We start from the raw sequence: 26,475 nt of genomic DNA on the forward strand, positions 1-26,475 counted from the left end.
CGGTCGATTACTGGGCGGCACGTCGACGCGTCCTCCGCGGCGAGGTCGACGCCGGGAACACCACTTCTCGAAGAACACGGGTGAGCCATGCTGTGGGACACGCTTTGGCAGTTCCTGCCGTTGATCGTGCTGGCGATCTGCGGGGCGGTCTGGGTGGTCCGCGACCTCGCCCGCTCGACGTCGATGAGGACACCTCAGCGCCCGAACACGCGCTAGCCCTCCGGGCCGAGCCCGCTCGGGGTGATCCACCCCGAGACGCGCGAAACGCGGTGAGGATTTGGCCACCGCGCTATCCCCTACGCCGAGCCCGCTGGGGCATGGGCCCAGCCGTCGGCCGCCCAGACTGTTCCACCAGGGCGCGGCGGGTCACCAGCACAGCACCGAGGCACCTCAGCCCACCGGGGCGCGGTGCCGGAAGCCACCGCGCCCCACCGGGTGCGTCGAAGATCAGGCGTCGTACTGGATGCGCAGACCGCCGCTGGCGCCGTTCGTCGCGGCGACCAGTTCGCGGCTGCCGTCGCCGCCACCGCCGTAGGACTTCCCGTCGATGGTGATACCCCGCCCGCCCAAGGCGTTCCCGCTGTGGAGGCGGCCGTCCGCGCGATAGCCGTTGGCCCCGTTGCCGCGCCCGTTCGAGGTGGCGGTGAGGTTGGCGGACGTCGCGGTCACGACCTTGCACGTGGTCATGCCGCCGCCGAGCCCACCGGTGGCGACGCTGCCGTCGGCCGTGCCGGAACCGGTCAGGCCGGGGGCTCCGCCGCGGCCGCCGTACTCGCCGCCGCCACGACCGCCCTCGGCACCACTACCACCGGCGGGGGTGCCACCGCCTCCGCCACCGCCCCCTGGCGCCACCAGGGTGACGGCGATCTTCTCGGCACCGTGCTCGGCCGTGCCGACGGTGGTCGCTCCGCCGCCGCCGCCACCGCCACCACCGATGGCCTCGCCCTCGGTTTCGGCGCCCTCGCCCTCGGTTCCGGCGGTGGCTCCGTCGTTGCCGTTGCCCACGGCCTCGTCGCGGAAGCCGCCGAGCCCGCCGGGCCCGCCCGCGCCGCCTTCGGCTCCCTTGCCACCCTCGGCCACCACGTAGGGGATGACGATCGGCTCGGAGTGCGCGGCCAGCTTGACCCGGCAGGTGAGCACGGCGCCCGCGCCGCCACCCGCTCCGCCCGCGTCCACGCCCGCGCCGCCACCACCGCCACCACCGCCGCCCCAGGCGGTCAGGGTGACGACGGTCACGTCTACCGGAACGTCGAACGTCCCGGCGCCGGGAGTGGAGACGGTCATGTCGAACGGGGTCACCGGGGGCGCGGGATCGGCGGCCGCGGGGACGGCGGCCGACAGCAGCACGGTGGCGGCGGTGAGCGTGGTCAGCGCCGCGGAGCGGACGCCGGATGACGACGGGGAAGCCGCCTCGCCCGGTGTGGTGGACGGGTTCCGCGAGGCGCGGGTGATCATCGGTCGATACCTCCTGCGAGTACGGCGGGTGGGATGTTCATCGCCTCCTGCGTGATGCCTGACCGCGTTCCCGGCTGTTCCGCGCTCCAACGGTGCCGAGCCCCGGCAGCGGGTCCGAGGACCGCGCTGCCGGGGCTCGCCACTGCGACTTCCCTTGCTTACCAGTTCCGTCCGGACTCCACCCGCGATGGGCGGAGGACAACCCCGCGATCGGGCCGTCATCCACCGATCGGGTGGTCATCGTCCAAACGGGAGTCCGGCGTCCAACGGGTGCGATTCAGCCATGCCGCAAGGAGGTTCGCGTGGTGTCAGTCCTCCATGGAGTCCGCCATGCCACCGGTCCACGCCGCGGCGTCGCCACCGTCGCCGCCTTCGCCGGAGTCGCCGCCGACGGTGCTGCTGTCGTTGGACGCGTCGCCGGTGGCGCCGGTCGAGGTGTCGCCCGAGTCACCCGTGACCACGATGGTCCCCGAGTCGCCGTGGTGGTCGTCCCAGCCGCCGTGCTCCAGGCCGTTCCAGCCCCACGGGTTCCAGCCGTAGTCGCTGTCCTCGACCCAGCCGTTCTCGCCCCAGCCGTTGTCGCCCCAGCCGCCGTCGGACACCACGGTCGTGTTCTCGCCGGTGTCACCGGAGTCGCCCGAGTCGCCCGAGTCACCGCTCGTGGCGGTGTTCACGCTGCCCGCGTCACCGGCGTCGCCCGAAGACCCGCCGTCGCCCCCGATCGCGATCACCGTGCTCTCGTCGGCCTCGTCCTCGACCACGGGCTCGCCACCACGGAGGACAGCGGACTGGAGGGCGTAGTCGTCCGACATGCCCTCAGCCCAGCTCGACGCGCCGACCGGGCTCTGCGGAGCGGCCTCGGCGCTGGCGAACGCGGTACCGGGGACTGCGAGCGCGCCGGACATCATCGCGACCAAGAGGCCGCGCTGGAGGTTCTTGTGCATGGTCTTCCTTCCGTGACAACAGGCTTCGAACACGGTGGTCAACTAGCGCGAGAGCGGATCGGGACGGGCGGTTCGTCAGCTCACCTCTCCGCGGTCGGCCACCACCAGCTCTCGCAAGGAGGATTGCCGTTGGGAGGCCTCGGGAATCCCCTCCGCGGCCCCATCACCTCTTCGGGGAACGCGATCACGACTGGGATGCCGGTCGCCGTTACCTGGTCGGTGGAACAGAGCCGCCGCAACGGCTTCGTCATCACCCAGCGTGGTGATACCGGCCGGAAAGGGCCTCGTACCAGGGACGATCCACAATGGACCCACCGCCCCGCGCCCGGCGATCACGCCAGGGGCCCGGAAACGCGGATCGGGGCGGGCGGAGTTCCGGACCGCCTCAGCCGGTGTGCAGGACGCGGAAGCGGTCGGGGTCCGCAGGATCCCGGTCGACGACCTGGACCGGCGCCCACGCCCACTGCCACACGCCGATGCCCGGTACGCGGGAGAACCGGATCCGCCCTCGGGTGCCGTCGACCGCGACGCCGGCCCAGGACCCGGCGACGCGCGCCGGGTCCGTGCCGCGGGAGCGCAGCACCTCGGCGAGGACGGCGACCGTGTCGTAACCCTCGAACGCGACGAAGGAGGGCGCTTCGGCCAGGCGTTCGCGCAGGGCCGTCCCGACTCGCGCGCCGAGTGGACCGAGGTGCTCGGGCAGGTAGCGCAGGAACGGGATCGCGGTGCCGTCGTCGCCCAGCAGCGCCGCCCAGTCGGCGGACTCCGGTTGCCCGGCGGGAGCACCGATCACGATCCCGGCGAGGCGCTGGTCGCGGCGGACGGCCCTGACGATCGACACCGCGGGTTCCGGGTGGCCGACCAGGAGGAGCAGGGCGGCCGCGCGGTGGTCGACGAGCGCGTCGCACACGGCGGCGGGGTCGAGCGCGCTCATGTCCAGTTCGACGACGCTGCCGCCGCGAGCGGCCAGGTGGTCCCGCAGGACGCGGGTCCCGGACGCCCAGTAGGCGCTCGGCTGGGTGGCCACGGCGATTCGGCCGCGCCCCGTGCCGAGGAGGAAGTCCGCGTAGATCCGCCAGCCGTGGGACTGCGCCGGGGCGAGGCGCGCGACCAGGTCCGTCGGCCGCTCGGTGAGCGCGTCGAGAACCGCCGACGAGCAGAGGAACGGCAGGCCGAGGGCGTCCGCCCTGGCGGCGACGGCGCGGGCGACGACGCTGTGGTACTCCCCCGCCAGGGCGGCCACGCCCAGTCCGGCCAGTTCGTCCACCGCCGCCGCGGCCCTCAGCGGATCGGCGGCGGTGTCCCTGACCAGCAGTTCGAGCGGCCTTCCGCCGACCCCGCCCGCGGCGTTCACCTCGCGGACGCCCAGTTCCAGGCCGGCGAGCAGGTGGCGGCCCGCGTCGACCCAGCCGGGCCTGGTCAGCGGGACGAGGGCGCCGATCCCCACCGGTGCCCCGCCCGTCACCTGGGCTCCGGATGGTGAGGTGCTCATGCGCTGGTGTCCCCCGTGCGGCGGTGCGGTTGCGGCTCGCCCGAGGATAGGGGGCGAGCCGCACCGCAGGTCACGCGCCCAGCGCGTCCACGGGCAGCCGCTTCACGCTGACGATCACCGCGGGGTTCTGGAACTCCACGGGCTCGTCGGTGGCCACCGTCAGCTGCTTGTAGCGGTCGAAGAGGACCTCGAACGCGATCTTGGCCTCCATCCGCGCCAGGGGCGCGCCGAAGCAGAAGTGGATGCCGTGCCCGAAGGTCAGGTGGGGGTTCGGGGCGCGCTGGGCGTCGAACACGTCGGGGCGGGCGAACTGGGCGGGGTCGCGGTTGGCCGCGGCCAGGTTGGCCATGATGATCGAGTCGGCGGGGATGGTGCGGCCGCCGAGCTCGACCTCCGAGGTGGTCCGCCTGCCCAGTTCGGGGAACGGCGGCAGGTAGCGCAGCACCTCCTCCAGCGCGGTGGGCAGCGCGGTGGGGTCGGCGCGCAGCCCCGGCACGATCAGCGGGCTCCGGTCGAAGGCGACGACGGCGTTGCCCAGCAGCGCGGTGGTGGTGATGTGCCCGGCCACCAGCAGCAGGGCGACGAAGCCCACGATCTCCTGGTCCTCAAGGCGTTCGCCGTTGAGCTCGGCGGTGACGAGCTTGCTGGTCAGACCCTCGCCGGGGTGGGCGCGGTGGTGGCGGATGTGCGCGAGGATGTACTCGTTCATCTCGCGGATGGTCGGCGAGATGGCGTCGAGCGCCCGTTGGATGTCGTCGAGCCCGGCCGACTCCCCCAGTTCGTCGCCGCCGAAGAGCACCCGCGCCCACTTGGTGAACAGCTCCCGGTCCTCGGCGGGCACGCCCAGCAGTTCGGCGATGACGATGATCGGCAGCGGGTAGGCGAGCGCGTCGACCAGGTCGAACCGACTCGCGCCGGACACCTGGTCCAGCAGCTCGTTGGTGATCGCGCGGATGCGGGGTTCCAGCCGCGCCACCGTCCTGGGGGTGAACGCCTGGGTGACCAGGGTGCGCAGCTTGCGGTGGTTCGGCGGGTCCATGCCGACAAAGTTGCCCATCCGGAAGGTCTCGAAGTCCTCCTGAACCGGGGTGAGACCGGAGAAGTCGGACGAGAAGGTCGTCGGGTCGGACAGCACGCGGGCGACGGTCGCGTGGTCGAACACCCGCCACATCCCCTGTTCCCCGTCGTGGTGCACGGGATCGCTCTCCCGCAACTCGCCCCACCGCGCGAGGAGGTCCTCGAACGCGAACTGGGCGGGTGCCGCGGGCGCGGCTAACTCGTCGGTGCTCATGGTGCTTCTCCTGGATCGGGGTTTGAGGAGGTGGAGGTCATGGGGTCCGGTCGGTCCGCGGTGACGTCGGAAGCCCGGTCTGCTCGGACTCGGGGTCGTCGACGGTGATGTCCTCGCTGCGGGGGAAGGAGCGCAGGGTGCGGTTGAAGGTGACGACCAGGGTGACGGCCGCGATCCCGGCCGCGCACAGCAGCACGGCGTCGGTGCCGGAGACGGCTTGGACGAGCACACCGCCGAACGCCGGCCCGGTCGCGGCCGAGACGCCGCCGATCACGCCCATCACGCTGGTGAGCCTGCCGCGCAGCCGGTCGGGCGTGAGCAGGAGCTGGTAGGTGCCGATGGTGGTGTTCGCGGTCGGCGGCAGCAGCGCCATCCCGGCGAACAGCACGCCCATCACGTAGCCGTTGTCGATGAACACCGCCAGCGGGGTCAGGGCGGTGAGCACCCAGAACACGCCGGTGATCGACAGGTACGGGCTGATCCTGCGCTGGAGGTAGGGCGCGAGCAGCGAGCCGACGACACCGCCCACGCCGAACATCGCGGCCATCACGCCGATCTCGCCCGCGGAGATGCCCCTCTCCTGGGCCAGCACCACGATGACGATGTAGTAGGCGCTGAAGAAGAAGTTGAGGCTGATCGCGCACAGCACCGTGACGCGGACGTGGCGCTGCCGCCAGACCCACCTCAGCCCCTCGACCATCTCGTGGCCGAGGTTGTGGTCCGGGTGCGGTTCGACCTTGCGGTGCGGGATCCGGACGAACAGCAGCCCGACGAAGGCGATCGCGTGCGTGACGACGTTGAACCCGAACGGGACCGCCCGGCCCAGCGCGTAGAGGAACCCGCCGAGCGCGGTGCCCGACAGCTGGCCCAGCGAGGCGCGGGCGGAGTTCATCGCCAGCGCCGTCGGCAGGTGCTCCACGGGCACGATGCGGGCCAGCGCCGCGCCCTCGGCCGGTCCGAACAGCGACCGGCACACGCCCATGAGCGCGGAGACCACGATGAGGTGCGCGACCGTCGTGGCGTCCCACCACACGGCCAGCACGAGGCTGCCGACGCCGATCGCCTGCACCGCCTCGCACACCAGCATCATCTTCTTGCGGTTCCACCGGTCGGCGAGGGCGCCCGCGGGCAGTCCGGCGATCATCTGGGCCGCGGCGTCGACGCCCAGCACCAGCCCGGAGATCGCGGGCGACCCGGTCACCGCGAGCACCAGCAGGGGCAGCGCGATCATGGACGCGCTGAACCCCGCCGTGGACAGCGCTTGGCTGATCCACAGCAGCTGGTAGTCGCGGTTGCGGGACAGGGGCGCGGTCATCGCGGGTCACTCCCGTTCTCCGGCAGGCGCGCGGGTCGGCAGTCGCGGGCGATCCGCCGCAGGGCGTCGGCGAAGGCCTCGGCGACCGCCTCGATGGTCGACCGGTCGTGCACGGCGGGCTGGTAGATCCACGAGAAGCCCAGCTCGCCGTCCTGCACCCCGCCCACCAGGTCGAGCAGGTGCGGTTCGCGCTCGCCGGGGGCGTGGTCGAGGCCCAGGGAGCCGTGGTTGGCGCGGTAGAGGCCCTCGCCGGTGTCCTTGGCCGTGCTGTCCCACTGGCCGAGGTAGTTGAAGGCGATCTGCGGCGAGCCGCCGTCACCGGAGAGCCCGCTCCGCACCCCGGGCGGGCCGAGGTGGCGCAGCGCGCCGTAGCCGATCCCGTTGGAGGGGACGGTGCGCAGCTGCTTGCGCACCGACTTGACCAGGTCGCGCCACCGGGGCCGGTCGTCGCCCCCGGTCGTGAGGGCGACCGGGTAGAGGGTGGTGAACCAGCCGACGGTCCGGGTCAGGTCGACGTCGTCGAGGACGTCCTCCCGGCCGTGCCCCTCCAGGGCGACCGAGACGGTGTCCTCGCCGGTCCACCGCGCCAGCGCCCACGCCAGCGCGCTGAGCAGCACGTCGTTGACCTGCGTGCGGTAGGCCGCGGGCGCGGAGCGGAGCAGCGTCTCGGTGTCCTCGGCGTTCAACCCGACCGACACGATGTCGGCGGGCAGCGCGGGACCGCCGGGTTCGCGGTCCACCGGCAGGGCGGCGGCCCGTGCCGAGGCGGTCCAGTGCTCCAGCTGGTCGTCGAACCCGCCCGCCTCCACGTGCCCGCGCAGCCGCCGCGACCAGTCCTGGAACGACGTCGACTTCGGTCCGAGGACGACCTGGTCGCCGCGCACGGCCTGCCGGTAGCCGCGGTCGAGGTCGTCGAGCAGGATCCGCCAGGAGACGCCGTCGACCACGACGTGGTGCGCGGCCAGGAAGAGGTACGGCGACTCGCCGTCGGCGGTGGTGAACAGGACTCCCTTGAGCAGCGGCCCCTCGCGCAGGTCGAAGCTCGCGTGGACGGCGGAGGCCATGTCCTCCATCACCGCCATCCGGTCCGCTCCGTCCACTTCGGACAGCGGGTGGCGGGCCAGCACCGGGAACGGTTCCAGGCCGGCGTTGTGCTGCCGCCAGTGGCCGTCGGCGTCGTCGAACCGCATCCGCAGGGCGTCGTGGTGCGACCACAGCGCGTCCACGGCGAGCTGCAACGCCTTCTCGTCGAGGTCTTCGGCCAGCTCCAGCAGGACGGACTGGTTGAAGTGGTGCGGGTTGACCGTGCGGGTCTCGAAGAACCAGTCCTGGATGGGCGTGAGCGGCACCTCGCCCACGACCTCCTCGTCCCGCTCCCCAGTGTCCCCGACGGCCGAGGTCTCGGGGGCCAGCCGCCGGATGGTCTGGTGCAGGAACAGGTCCTTCGGGGTCAGCAGCAGCCCGGCCTGCCGGGCGCGGGACACCACCTGCATGCTGAGGATGGAGTCGCCGCCCAGCTCGAAGAAGTTGTCCAGCGCGCCGACCCGCGTCAGCCCCAGCACCTCCGCCCACACCCCGGCGAGCGCGCGCTCGGCCGGGGTCTCCGGCTCCGCGTACTCGGTGGCCAGCTCACCTGGGCCGGTGACCGGCGGCAACGCGCGCCGGTCGACCTTGCCGCTCGGGCCCACCGGCAGCCCGTCGAGGACCAGGAACGCCGAGGGCACGAGGTGCCCCGGCAGGGACCGGCCGAGGAACTCGCGCAGGTCCGAGGTGTCCGGTGGTTCGGTCGGGTCGGCGGGCACGACGTAGCCGACGAGCCGCTTGTGCCCGCCCTCCTCCACCTGGACCGCGGCCACGGCCGAGACGACGTCGGGGTGGCGCACCAGGGCGGCCTCGACCTCGCCGAGTTCGATCCGGAAGCCGCGCACCTTCACCTGGTCGTCCACCCGGCCCAGGAACTCCAGCTCCCCGGACGAAGTCCACCGGACGAGGTCGCCGGTGCGGTACATCCGCGACCCCGCCGCGTCGAAGGGGTTCGCCACGAACCGGTCGGCGGTCAGGCCGGGCCGGTCGAGGTAGCCGCGGGCCAGTCCCGCGCCCGCCAGGTGCAGCTCACCCGCGATGCCGGGCGGCACCGGGCGCAGACCGGCGTCCAGCACGTAGGCGCGGGTGTTGGGGATCGGCCTGCCGATGGGCGGGACGCCTCCCGGCGCGAGGGCGTCGCTCCAGGTGCCCACCACGGTGGACTCGGTGGGCCCGTAGGCGTTGACCATCCGCACCGCGGGCGCCCAGGTCCGCACGAGGTCGGCGGTGCAGGCGTCGCCGCCGACGACCAGCGTGCGGAACGCGGGCAGGTCCACCGGTGGCACGGTGGCGAGCGCGGCGGGCGGGATCAGGGCGTGGGTGACGCCCTGGTCCGCCAGCACACCGGCGAGCTGCTCGCCGAGCAGCGGTCCCGGCGGGATGACCACCAGGGCCGCGCCGGACGGGAGCGCCATGCCCAGCTCCAGCACGGAGGCGTCGAAGCTCGGCGAGGAGTACGCCAGGACGCGGTCGCCCGGCTCGACGGCGAAGTGCGCGGCCTCGGCGGCGGCGAACCCGGCCAGCCCGGTGTGGGACACGACCACGCCCTTGGGGCGTCCGGTGGAGCCCGACGTGTAGATCACGTAGGCCGGGTTCTCCGGGCGCAGCGGGTGCGTGCGCTCGGCGTCGGTCACCGCGGTGCCGGGCAGCCCGGCCAGTTCCGCGGCCACGGCCGGGTCGTCCAGGAGCACCGACCCGAGGCCCGCGTCCAGCTCGGGCGCCACGTCGCCGCGGGTGAGCACGAGCGCGGGGCGGGAATCGGTCAGCATGAACGCGATCCGCTCGACCGGGTAGGTCGGGTCGACCGGCACGAACGCCGCGCCTGCCTTCAGGACCGCGAGCTGGGCGACCACGATGTCCACCGAGCGCGGCAGCGCGAGCGCGACGATCCGCTCCGGACCGGCGCCCCTGGCGATGAGCAGCCGGGCGAGCCGGTTGGCGCGGGCGTCCAGCTCCGCGAAGGTGGTCACGTCCCCGGTGTCGGCGTCGCCCTCCGGGCACCGCACCAGCGCCGGGGCGTCGGGGGTCCGCCGGGTCTGCTCCTCGATCAGCCCGGCGAGCGTGGCGGCGGGTGCGGGCCGGTCGGTGTCGTTCCACTCGACCAGGACCCGGTGCCGCTCGCCGTCGGTCATCAGCGGCAGCTGCGAGACCGGGCCGGGCGCGTTCCCGGCGACGCCGTCGAGCAGGACGCCGAGGTGCCCGGCGAACCGGTCGACGGTGGCGGCGTCGAACAGGTCGGTGTTGTAGGTCAGCGCGATCCGCAGCGCGCCGTCGTCCTCCTGGAACTCGATGGTCAGGTCGAAGTTGGCGGTGGTGCCCTCCTGCGGCAGTTCCCGCACGTCGAGCCCGGCCAGGCCCGGCGGTTCCTGCGGGGTGTTCTGCAGGACGACCATCACCCCGAACAGCGGGGTGCGGCTGGGGTCGCGTTCCGGTCGCAGCGCGTCCACCACCCGGTCGAAGGGCAGGTCCTGGTGCTCGAAGGCGTCGCGGACGTGGTCGCGCACCTCGCCCAGGAGTTCGGCGAAGGCGGCGTCGCCGCGGATCCGCGAGCGCAGGACGAGGGTGTTGACGAAGAAGCCGACGACCCGTTCCAGCTCGGCTCGGTCGCGGCCGGAGGCGACGGTGCCCACGGTGACGTCCTCCTGGCCGCACCACCGGGCGAGCAGCACCTGGCAGGCGGTGACGAGCGTCGTGAACAGGGTCGTCCCCTGGTCGCGGCTCAGCTCCCGCAGCCCGGCGGTGACCTCCGCGGGGACCACGGCCTCGTGGACCGCTCCCCTGGTGGTGCGCGCCGGCGGGCGCGGCCGGTCGGTCGGCAGTTCCAGCGGCGCCACGTCCTGGAGCCGGTCGCGCCAGTAGGACAGCTGGCCGTCGAGCACCGGGCCGTCGAGCTGCCCGCGCTGCCAGGCGGCGAAGTCCGCGTACTGCACCGGGAGCGGGCCCAGGTCGGCGGTTCCACCGCGCAGCGCGGCGGCGTAGCAGGCGCCCAGCTCGGTGGCGATCACGCCGTTGGACCAGCCGTCGGTGACGATGTGGTGCACGGCCAGGGTCAGCACGTGGTCCCGCTCGCCGAGCTGCACCAGCGTCGGGCGCAGCAGCGGCCCCTCCCGCAGGTCGAACGGCCGTCCGGCGTCCTCGTGCAGGACCTCGGCGAGCCGGTCCTCGCGGTCGTCCGCGGGCACGTCGGCCAGGTCCACCACCGGGATCCGGACCTCCGACGGCGGGTGCACGAACTGCACGCCGTGGCCGTCGACCGATCCCAGCGTGGTGCGCAGCGCCTCGTGCCTGGCGACCAGCGCGGTGAACGCCGTCTCCAGCGCGGGCACGTCCAGCCCGCCGTGCAGGCGCACCGCGGTGGACGTGACGTACTCGGTGCCGCCCGGTTCGAACTCGTCGAGGAACCACAGCCGCTGCTGGGAGAAGGACTGCGGCAGCGGTCCGGTGCGCGTCGCCAGCGCCGGTATGGCCGTGCCGCCACCGGTCTCGGCGGCGATCGCGGCGGCCAGGCCGCCGGCGGTCGGGTGGCTGAACACCACTCGCGGCGACAGGGACACGCCGCAGGCCGTGAGCAGCCTGGACACCACCCTGATGCTCAGGATGGAGTCGCCGCCCAGCTCGAAGAAGTTGTCCCGCGCCCCGACCCGGTCCACGCCGAGCAGGTCCGCCCAGACCGCCGCGACGGTCCGCTCCAGCTGGGTGCGCGGCTCGACGAACTCGCGCTTCGGCCGGGTGTCGGCCACGGGCGCGGGCAGCGCCCGGCGGTCGACCTTGCCGTTGCGGCTCAGCGGCAGCTCGTCGAGCACCACGACCACCGCGGGCACCATGTACTCGGGCAACGCCTCGGCGGCGTGCGCGCGCACCTCCGCCGGGTCGACGGCCGTGCCGTGCGCGGGGACGACGTAGCCGACCAGTCGGCGGCCGGTGCTCGCGGTGTCGACCACGACGACGGCCTGTCCGACGGCCGGGTGGCCGAGCAGCACGGCCTCCACCTCGCCCGGTTCGATCCGGAAGCCGCGCAGCTTGACCTGCTCGTCGGCCCTGCCCAGGAACTCCAGCTCGCCGCGGTGGTCGCGGCGGACCAGGTCACCGGTGCGGTACATGCGCTCGCCGGGCGCGCCGAACGGGTCGGCGACGAAGCGCTCGGCGGTCAGTCCCGGCCGGGCGAGGTAGCCGCGGGCCAGGCCGTCGCCCGCGACGCACAGCTCACCGACCGCGCCCGTGGGCACCGGTCGCAGCTCGCGATCGAGCACGTAGGCGCGCATCCCGTCCAACGGCGAGCCGATGGGCACCTGGTCGGCCACGGCCTCCTCCGCGTCCATGCGGTGGGAGGAGGCGAACGTGGTGGTCTCGGTAGGGCCGTAGCCGTCGACCACGACCAGGCCGGGGCAGGCGTTCAGCACCCGGCGGACGGCGGGCGCGGGCACGACGTCACCGCCGGTCCACACCTCCCGGACCCCCAGGAGGCAGTCTGGGGCGTCCTGGGCGAGCAGCCGGAAGAGCCCGGCGGTCAGCCACAGGCCGGTCACCCCGTGCGTGCGGACGGTGTGCCGCAACGATTCCACGGTGACGTCCGGGGTCTCCCCCAGCACCACTCGGCCACCGTTGAGCAGCGGTACCCACAGCTCGTAGGTGGAGGCGTCGAAGGCCAGCGGCGAGTGCGCGAGCACCCGTTCGTGGGCGCCGCCCGCGAACCCGGTGTCCAGGGCGAGCGCCACCACGTCGCGGTGCCGCACGGCGACGCCCTTGGGCGTGCCGGTGGAGCCCGAGGTGTACATGACGTAGGCCAGGTTGTCCTGGTGCAGCGGGACTTCCGGGGCTGACGGGGCTTCGTCGGAACCCACGTGGACCACCTGTCCACTGTGGACGTCAGCCGCCGTGGCAGCCCAGCCGTCATCGGTCACCAGCACCGAGGCCGCGGCTTCGGTGAGCACCGCGCGCAGCCGTGCGCGCGGTGCCCGGACGTCCAGCGGCACGTAGGCGGCCCCGGACTTGAGCACGGCGAGTTCGGCGACGACGTGCTCGACGGACGGCTCCAGCAGCACGGCGACCGCGTGCTCCGGCCCGGCGCCCAGCTCGCGGAGCCGGTGGGCCAGGTGGTTGGCGCGGGCGTCGAGTTCCCGGTAGGACAGCGCGACCGCGCCGCGGGTCACCGCGACGGCGTCCGGCGTGCGGGCGACCTGTCGGGTGAACAGCTCGACGACCGTCGAGGCGGGCAGGTCCCGTTCGGCGCCCCGCGAGGCCGTGAGCACGCGTTCCCGCTCGTCGGCGGACAGCCACGGCAACCGGCCCGCGGTGCTCCCGAGGTCGGCGGTGATCCCGGTGATCAGCAGCGCCAGCCGGTCGACCAGGTCCGACACCGCGGCCTCGTCGAACAGGGCCGGGTCGTAGGCGAGGTCGAGGGCGAGCGCGTCGTCGAGCGAGACGCGCAGGCACAGGGCGAAGTTCGTCGCGTCGGCCGAGACCACGTCGAGCACCTGCGGCGTCCCGTCGGTGCCGGGTTCGCTGATCGGGTAGTTCTCGAACACCACCATGCTGTCGAACAGGTCGCGGCCCGCGGGCACCTCGCTCCACGGCCGCATCTGGGCCAACGACACGAAGTCGTGGTCCCTCGACTCGCTCTGGGCGGCCTGCAGTTCGCGCAGCCAGGCGGAGAAGGACAGGTCGGGGCGCACCCGGACCCTGGTGGGGACGGTGTTGATGAACATCCCGACCATCGTCTCGACCCCCGGCAGCTCGGCCGGACGGCCGGACACCGTGGTGCCGTACAGGACGTCGTCCTCCCCGCTGTGCACCGACAGCAGCAGCGCCCATGCGCCCTGGACGACGGTGTTGACCGTGAGTCCGGCGCCCTTCGCGACCTCCCGGAGCCGCGCGGTCCGCGCCGCGGGCAGCTCCACGCGGACCGACGCGCTCGACAGCGCGCGGTGGGCCTCGGTGGGCTGCCGGTCGTACGGCAGCGGCGTCGGCGTCGCGAACCCGTCCAGCACCCCGCGCCAGTGCGTGTCGGCGCGCTGCCGGTCCTGCTCGGCCAGCCAGGAGAGGTAGTCGCGGAAGGGGCGGCGGGCGGTCAGGGCGTGGCCGTCCCCCGCGGCGTACCGCCCGCAGGCTTCCGCGAAGACCTGCGCGACGCTCCAGCCGTCCATGAGGACGTGGTGCGAGGTCCACACGAGCTGGACCTCGTCGCCGGGCAGGGTGGCGATCGCCAGCCGGGTCAGCGGAGCCGTCGTGAGGTCGAACCCGGCGGCCCGGTCCTGGTCCAGCAGCTCCCGCAACCGGCTGTCGCGAGCGGTGGCGTCCAGGTCGCGCCAGTCGTGGTGGGTGACGGGCAGTGCCACGTGCCGGTCGACGACCTGGAGCGGTTCGTCGACGCCCTGCCAGACCAACCTGGTCCGCAGCGCGGGCATGGCGTCCACCACCCACTGCCAGGCCTCGCCGAAGGCGTGGGGGTCGGTCACCCCGGACAGCCGGATGCGGACCTGTTCGAAGTAGGCGGCCGAGTCGGTGTCCAGCAGGCTGTGGAACAGCATTCCGGCCTGGAGCGGCGTCAACGGGTAGACGTCCTCCACCGAACGGCCGTCGCCCACCACCTGGTCCACGGTGGACTGGTCGAGGCGGGCCAGCGGGAAGTCCGACGGCGTGCGGCCGCCGGCGGCCGGTTCGGCGCAGTGCGCGACGATCTCGCGCAGCGCGTCGGCGACCCGGTCGGCCAGCCTCCGCACGGTGTCCTCGTCGTGCACCTCGGGCGAGTAGGCCCACTCCAGCTCCAGCCGCCCGTCGTGGACGATGCCGACGACGTCGAGCAGGTGGTCGCGCCGCCGGTCCGGCGCGACGTCCCGGCCGAGCGCGTCGGCCGACCCCCGGTAGAGCCCCTCGGAACCGGTCGTGGCGTTCCACTGGCCGTGGTAGTTGAAGCTGACCCGCGCCGGGCTCTCCGCGGCCGCGCCGTCCGGCCGCAGGTAGCGCAGGGCGCCGTAGCTCAGGCCCTTGTTCGGGACGGCGCGCACCTGTTCCTTGACGGCCTTGAGCGTCGTGCCCCAGTCGCCGTCCGGCACGGTCAGCTCGACCGGGAACTCCGCGGTGAACCAGCCGACCGTGCGGGAGAGGTCGACGCCGTCGACGATCTCCTCGCGCCCGTGGCCCTCCAGGGAGACCACGACCCGGTCGTGCCCGGTCCACTCGGCCAGCGCGCGTCCCACCGCGCTCAGCAGCACGTCGTTGACCTGCGTCCGGTACACGTCGGGCACGTCGCGCAGCAGCGCGTCGGTCGTGTCGCGGTCCAGTCCGACGGCCACCGTGCGGACGGTGCCCGCGCTGGTGCCGCCGTCGCGGTCGACCGGCAGCTCCGGCGACGCGGTGATCGCGGCCCAGTGGGCGGCGTCGTCGTCGAGGCGGCCCGCCTCGACGTGCTCGGCCAGTTTGCGCGCCCACTGGCCGTAGGAGGTCGTCCTCGGGCCGAGGTCGATCGCCTGCCCGGCGATCGCCTGGTCGTAGGCGGTCTCCAGGTCGCCGAGCAGGACGCGCCAGGAGACGCCGTCGACCACGAGGTGGTGGATGGTCCAGAACAGCCGCGGCGGCGCGGAGTCGAACGTGAACAGCACGGCCGCGACGAGCGGGCCGCCGACGACGCCGAGGCCGCGCCGCGCCTGCTCGGCGACCTCCCGCATCCGGTCGGTGTCCACATCGGACAGGTGCGCGCGGCGCAGGACGGGAGCCACCACGTCGGCGACTTCCTGGATCCACCCGCCGTCGGACTCCGCGAACCGGCCGCGCAGGGCGTCGTGGTGCGCGATGACGGCGTCCAGCGCCGACTCCAGCGCGTCGGCGTCGGTGTCGGGCGCGAGTCCGGTGACCGTCGACATGGTGAAGCGGTCGCGGTCGCCCTGGTCCGAGCCGAGGAACCAGCTCTGGATCGGCGTCAGCGGCGCCGGTCCGGCCACGTCCGGCTCCGCGGTCTCCAGGGCCTGCGCCCCGACGACGACGGCGAGTTCGGCGATGTTCTGGTGCCGGAACACGTCCTTGGACTTCAGGCTCAACCCGGCGGCGCGGGCGCGGGACACGACCTGGATGCTCAGGATCGAGTCGCCGCCCAGCGCGAAGAAGTTGTCCTGGACGCCGACCTCGGGCACACCCAGGACCTCCGCCCAGATGTCGGCCAGCACGCGCTCGACGGGCGTGCGCGGCGCCGTGCCCGCGGTCGTGGGCGCGGCCCGCAGGTCGGGGGTGGGCAGCGCGCGCTTGTCGATCTTCCCGCTGCTGGTCCTCGGCAGGGCGTCGACCGGGACGAACACCGACGGCACCAGGTAGTCGGGCAGGGTCTCCTTCAGCCACGCGCGCAGTTCCAGCGGCTCCGGGGCGGTCGTCCCGGCGGGGACGACGTAGGCGACGAGGCGGTCGTGGCCGTCGTCGCGGCGGGCCACGACGACCGCTTCCGCGATCCGGGCGTGGGCGCGCAGCGCGGTCTCGATCTCGCCGGGTTCGACGCGGAAACCCCGGATCTTGAGCTGCTCGTCGGCGCGGCCGAGGTACTCCAGGTTCCCGTCCGCGGTCCAGCGCACGCGGTCCCCGGTGGTGTACAGCCTGCTGCCGGGCGGCCCGAACGGGTTGGCGAGGAAGCGTTCCGCGGTCAGGCCGGGGCGGTTGAGGTAACCGCGGGCGAGCTGCGGGCCGGACAGGTGCAGCTCCCCCGCGACCCCGGCGGGCACCGGGCGCAGGTCGTCGTCCAGTACGTAGGCGCGGACGTTGTCCAGCGGCCTGCCGATCACCGGCAGGTCGTGGCCGGTCGTCCGGGTCATCGCCGCGTCGACCGTGCACTCGGTGGGGCCGTAGATGTTGTAGGCGACGACACCGGGGGTGGCGTTCAGCTCGCGCCACAGCTCCGGGCCGGTCGCCTCGGCGCCGAACAGGAGCACCGAGGGCCGGTGCTCCGGACGCGTGAGCAGGCCTGCCGACAGCAGCTCCCGCATGAACGACGGCGTGGAGTTGACCACGTCGATCCGGTGCGCGGCCACGTACTCGGCCAGCGCCTCCGGGTCGAACCGCAGGTCGTCGTCGACCACGTGCAGCTCGTGGCCCGCTCCCATGAGCAGCAGGCCCTCCCAGGCGGCGTCGAAGGAGAACGCCGTCGTCAGCGTGACCCGCACGCGCTCCTTACCCGCGGCGGCGGCGAACTCGGCGTGGTGGTCGTGGAAGAGGGTCGCCAGCGCGCGGTGGTCGACGACCACGCCCTTGGGGCGCCCGGTCGAGCCGGAGGTGTAGATCGCGTAGGCGGCGTTGTCGGGGCGCACCGGGCCGAGCCGGTCGGCGTCGGTGAGGTCGGTGCCCGACAGGGTGGTGTCGTCGGGCTCGGGGGCGGTGAGGACGACGACGGGCGCGGCGTCCTCCAGGACCAGGCGGACGCGGTCCGCGGGCAGCTCCGGGTCGATCGGCAGGTGCACCGCGCCCGCCTTGAGCACGGCCAGCAGCGCGACGACGAACTCCGCCGACCGCGGCAGGCCCACCGCGACGAACCGCTCGGGCCCGGCGCCGCGCGCCACGAGGACGCGCGCCAGCCGGTTCGCGCGGGCGTTCAGCTCGGCGAAGGTCAGGGCGGTGCCCTGGAACACCAGCGCGGTGGCGTCGGGTGTGCGCGCCGCCTGCTCCTCGAACAGCTCCGGGAACGTGGTCTCCGGGATGGGGCGGTCGGTGTCGTTCCACATGTGCAGCAGCTGGTCGCGTTCGAAGTCGGTCAGCAGCGGCAGCCGGGCCACCGGCCGACGCGGGTCGGCGGCGATGGCGGCCAGCAGCACGCCGAGGTGCCCGGCCAGCCGGTCGACGGTGGCCGCGTCGAACAGGTCGGTGTTGTAGTTGACCAGGCCGCGCAGCCCGCCGTCGTGCTCCTCGAACTCCAGGCTCACGTCGAGGCTCGCGGTCGTCATGGGCAGCGCGAACTCCGTCGCCGACAGCCCGTCGAGGTGCGGTAACCGGTTCCCGGCGTTCTGCAACGTGATCATGACCTGGAACAGCGGCGGCCTGCTGGTGTCGCGCTCGGGCTGGAGTTCGTCGACCACCCGCTCGAACGGCAGCTCCTGGTGGGCGAACGCGTCCAGCACCGTTTCCCTGACCTGCGCCAGGAACTCGGGGAACGTCGACTGCCCGTCCACGCGCGACCGCAGGACGAGGGTGTTGACGAAGACGCCGACCAGGCGTTCGACCTCGGCGTGCTCGCGCCCGGAGGCGACCGTGCCCACGGCGATGTCGTCCTGCCCGCTCCAGCCGCGCAGGACCAGCTGGCAGGCCGCGACGAGCGTCATGAACAGCGTCGTGTCCTTGTCCCGGCCCAGTTCCCGCAGCGCGGAGGTCACCTCGGCGGGGATCGTGAACTCCAGCGAGGCGCCGTTCTTGGTCTGCACCGGCGGACGCGGGCGGTCGGTCGGCAGCTCCAGCGGCGCCAGGCCGTCCAACTGCCCGCGCCAGTAGTCCGCCTGCTCGCGCAGGGTCTCGCCGGTCAGCCGGTCCCGTTGCCACGCGGCGAAGTCGGCGTACTGGACCGGGAGCGCGGGCAGCGCGGCGGGCGGGCGCCCGTTGTAGAGCGCGGTCAGCTCCTCGGCGAGCACGCCCATGGACCAGCCGTCGGTGACGATGTGGTGCAGGGCGAGGACGAGGACGTGCTCCTCGGGTGCGGTCCTGGCCAGCCGGACGCGCAGCAGCGGACCCGCCGCCAGGTCGAACGGTTCGGCGATGTCGGCCGCCACCAGGGCGTCGACGTCGGCTTCGGCCACCTCGGTCACCGCGGGGCGCAACCCGTGCGGCGGGTGGACGACCTGGCGCGGGCGGCCGTCGACCGCCTGGAACGTGGTGCGCAGCGACTCGTGCCTGGCCACCAGCGCGGTCAGCGCGTCGCCCAGGGCGTCCACGTCGAGGACGCCGTGCAGCCGCAGGGCGAACACGGTCGCGTACTCGCTGGTGTCCGGGTCGAACTCGGCCAGGAACCACAGGCGCTGCTGGGCGAACGACAGCGGGAGGTCGCCGTCGCGGTCCACGGCCGGGATCACGCGGGCGATCTCCCCGCCGGGCGCGGGCAGGGACGCCGCCAAGGCCTCCACCGTCGACGCGGTGAACAGCGTGCGCGGGGAGACGTCCGCCCCGAAGGCCTCGCGCAGGCGGGAGGCGACCCGGATGGTGAGGATCGAGTCGCCGCCCAGCGCGAAGAAGTTGTCCTCGACGCCGACGCGGTCCAGGCCGAGCGCGTCGGCCCAGATCCCGGCGACGAGCCGTTCGGCCTCCGTGCGGGGCTCGACGTACTCGGCCCCCGCCGCGGTCCCGGTGACCGCGGGGAGCGCCCGGCGGTCGAGCTTCCCGTTGCGCGTCAACGGGATCCGGTCGAGGTGCTGGAAGACCGCGGGCACCATGTAGTCGGGCAGGGTCGCCGACAGCGCCGTCCGCAGGTCCGCGACCGACGGCGGGTCCTGCCCGTCGACGGGCACGACGTAGGCCACCAGCCGCTTGGCGCCCGGTTCGGGTTCGTCGTCCACGACGGCCGCCGAGGCCACGTCGGGCAGCGCGGTCAGCGCGGCCTCGATCTCGCCCAGCTCGATGCGGAACCCGCGGATCTTGACCTGCTGGTCGGCCCGGCCGAGGTAGTCCAGGTCGCCGTCCGCGTTCCAGCTCGCGAGGTCGCCGGTGCGGTACATGCGGCCGCCGGGTTCGCCGAACGGGTCGGGGCCGAACCGGTCGGCGGTGAGGCCGGGCCGGTTGAGGTAGCCGCGCGCCAGGCCCGCGCCCGCGACGAACAGCTCACCGGGAACACCGGCCGGGACGGGGTTGAGGTCGCGGTCCAGCACGTACACCCGCAGGTCCGGGATGCCCGCGCCGATGGTGCCCGCGGGCGAGGCGGCCGACGACCGGTCCAGCTCGCGGTAGGTCACGTGGACGGTCGTCTCGGTGATGCCGTACATGTTGACCAGCAGCGGTTCCCGGTCGCCGTGGCGGTCGAACCACGGCGCCAGCCGCCGGGGGTCCAGCGCCTCGCCGCCGAAGACGACGGAGCGCAGCGCGAGCCGGTCGCCCACCTCGGGCTCGTCCTGGTCGGCGGCCATCAGCTGGTAGAACGCCGACGGGGTCTGGTTGAGCACCGTCACCCGCTCGTCGACCAGCAGGCGCAGGAACTCGCGGGGCGAGCGCGACACGGCGTGCGGCACCACGACCAGGCGGCCGCCGTGCAGCAGCGGCCCCCAGATCTCCCAGACCGAGAAGTCGAAGGCGTAGGAGTGGAACAGCGTCCACACGTCGTCGGCGCCGAACCCGAACCGGTCACGGGTGGCGGCGAACAGCCGGGTGACGTTGGCGTGCGGGATGACGACGCCCTTGGGCACACCGGTGGACCCGGAGGTGTAGATGACGTACGCCGGGTTCTCCGGCACGCACCGCAGTGTCGGGTCGGTGTCGGGCCGGTCGGACTCCCCCGCCTCGCCGGGCACCAGCGTCGGCAGGCCGTCGGCGACCAGTTCCACACCCCCGGACCTCACCAGGGCGACGGGCGCGCAGTCGGCGAGCATCCGGGCGGCCCGTTCGCGCGGGGCGTCCGGGTCGATCGGCAGGTAGGCGGCGCCGGTCTTGACGACCGCGAGGATCGCGACGACCTGGTCGACCGACCGGGGCACCGCGAGCGCGACGAACCGCTCGGGGCCCGCCCCGGCCTCGATCAGCCGGTGGGCGAGCCGGTTGGCGCGAGCGTTGAGCCCCGCGTAGGTCAGCTCCTCCGAGGAACAGGTCACGGCGACGGCGTCCGGGGTCTCCCGCACCCGCGCGGCGAACAGCTCGGGGATGGTCGGCGCGGGCAGGTCGCGCGCGGTCCCGTTCCACGCCGTGAGCACCTGCCGCTCGTCGGCGGCGGAGATCCAGGGCAGTCGGGAGACCGGGCGGTCGGGGTCCTCGGCGATGCCGGCGAGCAGGGTCTCCAGCCGTTGGGCCAGCCTGCGCGCGGTGGTGCCGTCGAACAGCCGCGGGTCGGCCGCCAGCTCGAAGCCCAGGGTCCGGCCCAGGTAGGCGCGCAGGCCGAGGGGGAAGTTGGTGCTGTCGAGCGCCTTGACCTCGCGCAGGGTGATCCCGGCGTCGGTGGCGGCGTGCTCGTCGAACGGGTAGTTCTCGAACGCCACCATGCTGTCGAACAGGTTGCGGCCCGCGGGCACGTCGCTCAGCGCGCGCAGCCGGGCGAGCGACACGAAGTCGAAACGGCGGGCGCGGGCCTGCTCGGCCTGGAGGTCCTTGAGCCAGTCCACCACACCGCGGCCGCCGTCGACGCGGACCCGGCTGGGCACGGTGTTGATGAACATGCCGACCATGGACTCGACGCCCGGCAGCTCCTCCGGCCGACCAGACACGGTGGTGCCGAAGACGACGTCGGACTCGCTGGCGTGCCGGGACAGCAGCAGCGCCCAGGCTCCCTGGACGATCGTGTTGACCGTCAGGCCGTGCCGCTGGGCCACCTCGCGCAGCCGGGCGGACACCAGTTCGGACAGCTCGGCGCGCACGCTCTCCGACGAGCGGGTGCGGTGGTCGCCCACGGGGGCGTGGTCCCACGGCAGCGGCGTCGGGGTGTCGAAGCCCGCGAGCGCGTCGCGCCAGTAGGCCTCGGCTTCGGCCTCGTCCTGCCCCGCCAGCCAGCCGAGGTAGTCGCGGAACGGCCGCCGCACGGGCGCGCTGGGCGCCCGCTTCCCGGTGATCGCCGCGTAGTGCTCGCAGACCTCGGTGAAGACCTGGGCGAGGCTCCAGCCGTCGAGGACGATGTGGTGCGACGTCCAGACCAGCAGCACCCGGTCGCCGCCGAGGGAGACGATCCCCAGGCGCATCAGCGGCGCGGTGGTGAGGTCCATCCCGGCGGCCTCGTCGTCGGCCACCAGCGCGGCCAGGGCCGTGTCCCGCTCGTCGTCGGCGAGTCCGCTCCAGTCGTGGAACGCCGTCGGCACGGTCGCCTCGCGCTCGACGACCTGCACCGGCTCGTCGACGCCCTCCCAGACCAGCCGGGTGCGCAGCGCGGGGGTCCGGTCGACCACCCGCTGCCACGCCGCGGCGAAGGCGGCGGGGTCGGCCACGCCGTCGAGCAGCATCCGCGCCTGGTCGACGTAGACGCCCGACACGCCGTCCACCAGGCTGTGGAACAGCATGCCCGCCTGCAACGGCGTCATCGGGTAGACGTCCTCGACCGCCCGGCCGTCGCCGACGATCCGGTCCACGGCGGACTGGTCGAGCGCGGCGAGCGGGAAGTCCGAGGGGGTGCGGCCGCCGGTGCCCGGCGCGGCGCAATGCCCGACGATCTCCCGCAGGGCGGCCAGCATGTCCTCGGCGAGCCGCCGCACGGTGGCCTCGTCGTGCACCTGGTCGGAGTACATCCAGGTCAGCGCGAGCTGTCCGTCGTCGACCAGGCCCGCCACGTCCAGCAGGTAGGTGCTCGCCTCGTCCGGCGCCAGATCGCGGCCCGCGCCCTCGCGCCGACCTCGGTAGAGGCCCCCGGCGGGCGAGGCGGAGTCCCACTGGCCGTGGTAGTTGAAGCAGATCTGCGGCAGCGGGTCGGCGAGCAGCGACTCCTCGTCGGTGAGGTAGCGCAGGGCCTCGTAGCTCAGGCCGCGGTGCGGGATCGCGCGCAACTGCTCCTTCACGGCCTTGAGCACGTCGCCCCAGTCCCCGGCGGGCAGGTCGAGGGCTACGGGGAACTGCGTGGTGAACCAGCCGACGGTCCGGGACAGGTCGACGCCGTCCAGGACGTCCTCGCGGCCGTGGCCCTCCATCGCGACCAGCACGCTGTCGCGGCCGGTCCACCCGGCGAGCGTGCGCCCGAGCGCGCTGAGCAGCACGTCGTTGACCTGCGTGCGGTAGGCGTCGGGGACGCGGTGCAGCAGCGCGTCGGTCTCCTCCCGGCCCAGCAGGACGGTGATCTCCCTGGTGGAGCCCGCGGTGCTGGTGCCGGTCCGGTCGACCGGCAGGTCGGCGGGGACCCGGCGGGAGAGGTTGGTCCAGTGCGCGAGGTCGCCCGCCAGCCCGCCCGCGCGGACGTGGCCGCGCAGCAGGTGGGCCCACTGGGTGAACGGGGTGTCCACCGGCTCGATCCTCGGCGGCAGACCGGCCGCGGCCTGCTGGTAGGCGGCTTCCAGGTCGCCGAGCAGCAGACGCAGGGAGACGCCGTCGACGACGAGGTGGTGCACGGCCAGGAACAGCAGCGGCGGCCTGCCCGCGCCGAGCACGAACAGCACGGCGTCGACGAGCTTGCCCGCGGTCAGGTCCAGCCCGGCGCGGACCGCGGTCCCGGTGGCCTCGATCGCGGCCCGCTGCCCGGCGTCGCTCAGCGTGGACAGGTTGCGGACCTTCAGCACCCCGGTCGGCGGGGCGGGCAGGACCTCCTGGCACCACTGGCCGTCGATCCGGGTGAAGCGGGTCCACAACGCCTCGTGGTGGGCGACCACGGCGTCCGTCGCGGCCCGCAGGCCGATGTCGTCCACGTCGTCCGCGAGTTCGAGCAGCATCGACATGGTGAAGTGGTTCAGCGGACCGTGGGTGGCGAAGAACCAGTGCTGGATGGGGGTCAGCGGGGCCGGGCCGAGGATGCGCGGCACGCGTTCGGTGGTGGTGACCGCCTGGACCGAGGTGGCCAGCTCGGCGATGGTCTGGTGCAGGAAGATGTCGCGGGAGGTCAGCCGCAGCCCGGCCTGGCGGGCGCGCGACACCAGCTGGATGCTCAGGATGGAGTCGCCGCCGAGGCCGAAGAAGTTGTCCTCGACGCCGACGCGGTCGTTGCCCAGGACCTTGCCCCAGATGTCGACCAGTTCGCTCTCGACCGCGGTGCGCGGCGCCACGTAGGCGTGCTCGCGCTCCTGCGGGCCGTCGATGGTGGGCAGCGCCGCCCGGTCGACCTTGCCGTTGCGGGTCAACGGGATGGCGTCCACGGCGAGGAACGCCGAGGGCACCATGAAGTCGGGCAGGGTGCGCTTGAGGGCCGTGCGCAGCTGCGCCGCCGTGGGCGCGACGGGTGAGGTCGCGACGAAGTACGCGGACAGCTTCTTGTGCCCCTGGCCGCCGGTGGTGGCCACGACGACGGCCTCGGCGATGTCGGGGTGGCGCAGCAGCGCGGACTCGATCTCGCCCGGCTCGATCCGGAAGCCGCGGACCTTGACCTGGTCGTCGATGCGGCCCAGGTACTCCAGCCGCCCGTCGGGGGTCCAGCGCACCAGGTCGCCGGTGCGGTAGAGCCGCGACCCCGGCGCGTCGAAGGGGTTGGCCACGAACCGCTCGGCGGTCTGGCCGGGCCGGTTGAGGTAGCCGCGCGCGAGCTGCGCGCCCGCCAGGCACAGCTCACCGGCCACGCCGGTCGGGACGGGGCGCAGGGCGGCGTCGAGCACGTAGGCGCGCACGTTGCGCAGCGGCCTGCCGATGGACGGCCGCGTCGAGTCCTCCACCCGGCAGGACACCGCGTCCACGGTGGACTCGGTGGGGCCGTAGAAGTTGTGGCTGACCGTAACCTCCGCGGTGGCCAGCTCGTGCCACAGGTCGTCGCCGAGCGCCTCGCCGCCGAGCATCATCACCTTGGGCCGGTGCCGCTGGTCGCTGAGCAGCCCGGCCGGGATGAGCTGCCGCAGGTAGGTCGGGGTGAGGTCGAGGAAGTCGACGCGGTGGCGCATCACGTAGTCCACCAGCGCGTCGGCGTCCATCCGGACGTCGTCGTCGATCAGGTGCAGCTCGTGCCCGTCCGCCATCAGCAGCGGGCCTTCCAGGGAGGTGTCGAACGAGAACACCGCGGTCAGCGCCACCCGCAGCCTCGGCCCGGCGGTGGCCAGGAAGTCCTCGCGGTGGCTGAAAAGCAGGTTGACCAGGTTGTGGTGCTGCACCGCGACGCCCTTGGGCACACCGGTGGAGCCGGAGGTGTAGATGACGTAGGCGGTGTTGTCGGTGCGCAGGGGCGCGTTGCGGTCGGCGTCGCCCAGGTCGGTGTCGGGCAGCGCGGCCAGCGCGGCGGCCGTGCCGGGCGCGTCCACGGCCAGTCGCACGCCCACGTCCGGGGTGGTGGTGTCGGCGGCGGTGGTGAGGACGAGCGCGGCGGCCGCGTCCCGCAGGACGAGCCCGATCCGCTCGGCGGGCTGGTCGGGGTCAACGGGCAGGTACACCGCGCCGGCCTTGAGCACCGCCAGCAGCGCCACGACCATCTCGTCCGATCGCGGCAGCGCCAGGGCGACGACCCGCTCCGGGCCCGCTCCGAGGGCGACGAGGTGGCGGGCCAGCCGGTTGGCGCGGGCGTTGAGCTCGCCGAACGTCCACGTGGTGTCGCGGAACACCAGCGCGCGCTCGTGGGGGGCGCGCCGCGTCTGCGCCTCGAACAGCTCGGGCAGGGTCGTGTCCGGGACGTCGAGGGCGGTGTCGTTCCACTCGGTGAGCACCCGGTGGCGTTCGGCGTCGGTGAGCAGCGGCAGGTCGCCGATCGGGCGGCGGGCGTCCTCGGCGACCGCGGCCAGCAGCACCGAGAGGTGCTCGGTGAACCGGACGATCGTGGTCTCGTCGAACAGGTCGGTGTTGTACTCCACCGAGCCCGCCAGCCGGTCCGCCGCGTCCTGGAACTCGACGGTGAGGTCGAAGTTGGCCGCCCGCCTGGCGATGTCGACCGGTTCGACGGCGAGCCCGGCGAACGCGGGCGCGCCGGTGTCCGCGCCGTGCAGCAGGACCATGACGTCGAACAGGGGGTTGCGGCCGGGATCGCGGTCGGGGTGCAGCGCCTCGACGATCCGGTCGAACGGGGCCTCGGCGTGGGTGAAGGACTCCAGCACGGTGTCCTTGACGTCGTCCAGGAAGTCGCCGAACCGCTGCCGCAGGTCCACTTCGGACCGCAGGACGACGGTGTTGACGAAGAACCCGACCACGCCCTCCAGCTCCGGCCGCCCGCGTCCGGAGTGGACGGTGCCGAGCGCGATGTCCGACTGGCCGGTGTACCGGGCGAACAGCGCCTGGCACGCCGCCACGAGCACGGTGTAGAGGGTCGTGTCGTGCGAACGGGCCAGCTCCGCCAGCCGGGCGGAGATCGCGCCGTCGACCGCGAAGTCGAGCACCGCGCCCGCGGTGGTGCGCACGGCCGGGCGCGGCCGGTCGGTCGGCAGCACGAGCGGTTCGACCCCGCGCAGCCGTTCGGTCCAGTGCTCCAGCAGCCGGTCCATCCCGGCGCCGGACAGCCGTTCCCGCTGCCACACCGCGAAGTCGGCGTACTGCAACGCCGGCTCGGGCAGCGCGGCGGGCTCACCGCGGACGGCGGCCGCGTACAGCTCCCCCAGTTCCGCGACCAGGATCCCCATCGACACGCCGTCGGTGACGACGTGGTGCGCGGTCAGCAGCAGGACGTGGTCCTCGGGGCCGACGCGCACGAGCATGGCCCGCAGCAGCGGCCCGCGCCGCAGGTCGAACGCCCAGGAGTACTCCTCCAGCAGCAACCGGTCCAGGTCACCGGCGCGCAGGGTCGCCTCGGCGTCGAGGTCCACGACCCGCAGCGGGATGTCCGGCCGCTCGTGGACGACCTGCACCGCGCGGCCGTCCCGCTCGTCGACCGTCGTGCGCAGCGACTCGTGCCGGGCCAGCAGGTCCCGCAACGCGCCCGCCAGGAGTCCCTGGTCGAGCGCTCCCCCCAACCGCAGGGCGACCGCGCTGTTGTACTCGGAATCCCCCGGCTGGAGCCGGTCGAGGAACCACAACCTCTGCTGGGCGAAGGACAGCGGCAGCGCGCCGCCGCGATCGGCCCGGCCGATCACGTCGGTCCGCTCCGCCCGGCCCGCGAGCCTGCGCTTGAGCCGGTCCCTCAGCTCGGCGGGCAGCGCGTCGATGCGGCTCTGCTTGGAGGTGGTCATCCTGGGTTTCCTTCGCAGTTCGGTGGTGTGCCCGCTGTCGGTGGTCG

At 73.7% G+C, this 26,475-nt stretch carries 7 protein-coding genes; 1 reads left to right on the forward strand and 6 read right to left on the reverse strand.

Annotated elements, in window-relative coordinates:
- Positions 1-87 precede the first annotated feature (87 nt).
- Complete coding sequence (locus RM788_RS01565; protein ID WP_315929634.1) at positions 88-216, forward strand: hypothetical protein; 129 nt, start codon at positions 88-90, stop codon at positions 214-216.
- 231 nt (positions 217-447) lie between these two features.
- Here the strand turns inward: RM788_RS01565 and RM788_RS01570 are convergent, their stop codons facing one another.
- From RM788_RS01570 to RM788_RS01595, 6 genes are all read right to left on the reverse strand, one after another.
- Complete coding sequence (locus tag RM788_RS01570; RefSeq protein ID WP_315929635.1) at positions 448-1,455, reverse strand: hypothetical protein; 1,008 nt, start codon at positions 1,453-1,455, stop codon at positions 448-450.
- Between the two features lie 308 nt (positions 1,456-1,763).
- Positions 1,764-2,399: a hypothetical protein gene (locus tag RM788_RS01575; RefSeq protein ID WP_315929636.1), complete on the reverse strand. Its 636-nt coding sequence runs from the start codon at positions 2,397-2,399 to the stop codon at positions 1,764-1,766.
- Between the two features lie 385 nt (positions 2,400-2,784).
- Positions 2,785-3,891 carry an ABC transporter substrate-binding protein gene (locus tag RM788_RS01580; protein WP_315929637.1) on the reverse strand — a complete coding sequence of 369 codons (1,107 nt, stop codon included), beginning with the start codon at positions 3,889-3,891 and terminating at the stop codon, positions 2,785-2,787.
- A gap of 70 nt (positions 3,892-3,961) precedes the next feature.
- Entirely contained in the window at positions 3,962-5,182 is a 1,221-nt protein-coding gene (locus RM788_RS01585) for a cytochrome P450 (protein WP_315929638.1), read from the reverse strand.
- Positions 5,183-5,219: 37 nt separating this feature from the next.
- Positions 5,220-6,497 carry an MFS transporter gene (locus tag RM788_RS01590; protein ID WP_315929639.1) on the reverse strand — a complete coding sequence of 426 codons (1,278 nt, stop codon included), beginning with the start codon at positions 6,495-6,497 and terminating at the stop codon, positions 5,220-5,222.
- A complete protein-coding gene (locus RM788_RS01595; protein WP_315929640.1) occupies positions 6,494-26,428 on the reverse strand; it encodes a non-ribosomal peptide synthase/polyketide synthase in 19,935 nt (6,644 codons plus the stop codon). The genes RM788_RS01590 and RM788_RS01595 overlap by 4 nt, the downstream gene beginning before the upstream one ends.
- Positions 26,429-26,475 lie beyond the last annotated feature (47 nt).

Origin of the sequence: Umezawaea sp. Da 62-37 (assembly GCF_032460545.1) — a bacterium.
Taxonomy (GTDB): Bacteria; Actinomycetota; Actinomycetes; order Mycobacteriales; family Pseudonocardiaceae; genus Umezawaea.

Coding starts and splice junctions, on each gene's coding strand:
- RM788_RS01585 (WP_315929638.1), bottom strand. CDS start 5,182: ATGAGCACCGACGAGTTAGCCGCGCCCGCGGCACCCGCCCAGTTCGCG.
- RM788_RS01595 (WP_315929640.1), bottom strand. CDS start 26,428: ATGACCACCTCCAAGCAGAGCCGCATCGACGCGCTGCCCGCCGAGCTG.
- RM788_RS01580 (WP_315929637.1), bottom strand. CDS start 3,891: ATGAGCACCTCACCATCCGGAGCCCAGGTGACGGGCGGGGCACCGGTG.
- RM788_RS01570 (WP_315929635.1), bottom strand. CDS start 1,455: ATGATCACCCGCGCCTCGCGGAACCCGTCCACCACACCGGGCGAGGCG.
- RM788_RS01590 (WP_315929639.1), bottom strand. CDS start 6,497: ATGACCGCGCCCCTGTCCCGCAACCGCGACTACCAGCTGCTGTGGATC.
- RM788_RS01575 (WP_315929636.1), bottom strand. CDS start 2,399: ATGCACAAGAACCTCCAGCGCGGCCTCTTGGTCGCGATGATGTCCGGC.
- RM788_RS01565 (WP_315929634.1), top strand. CDS start 88: ATGCTGTGGGACACGCTTTGGCAGTTCCTGCCGTTGATCGTGCTGGCG.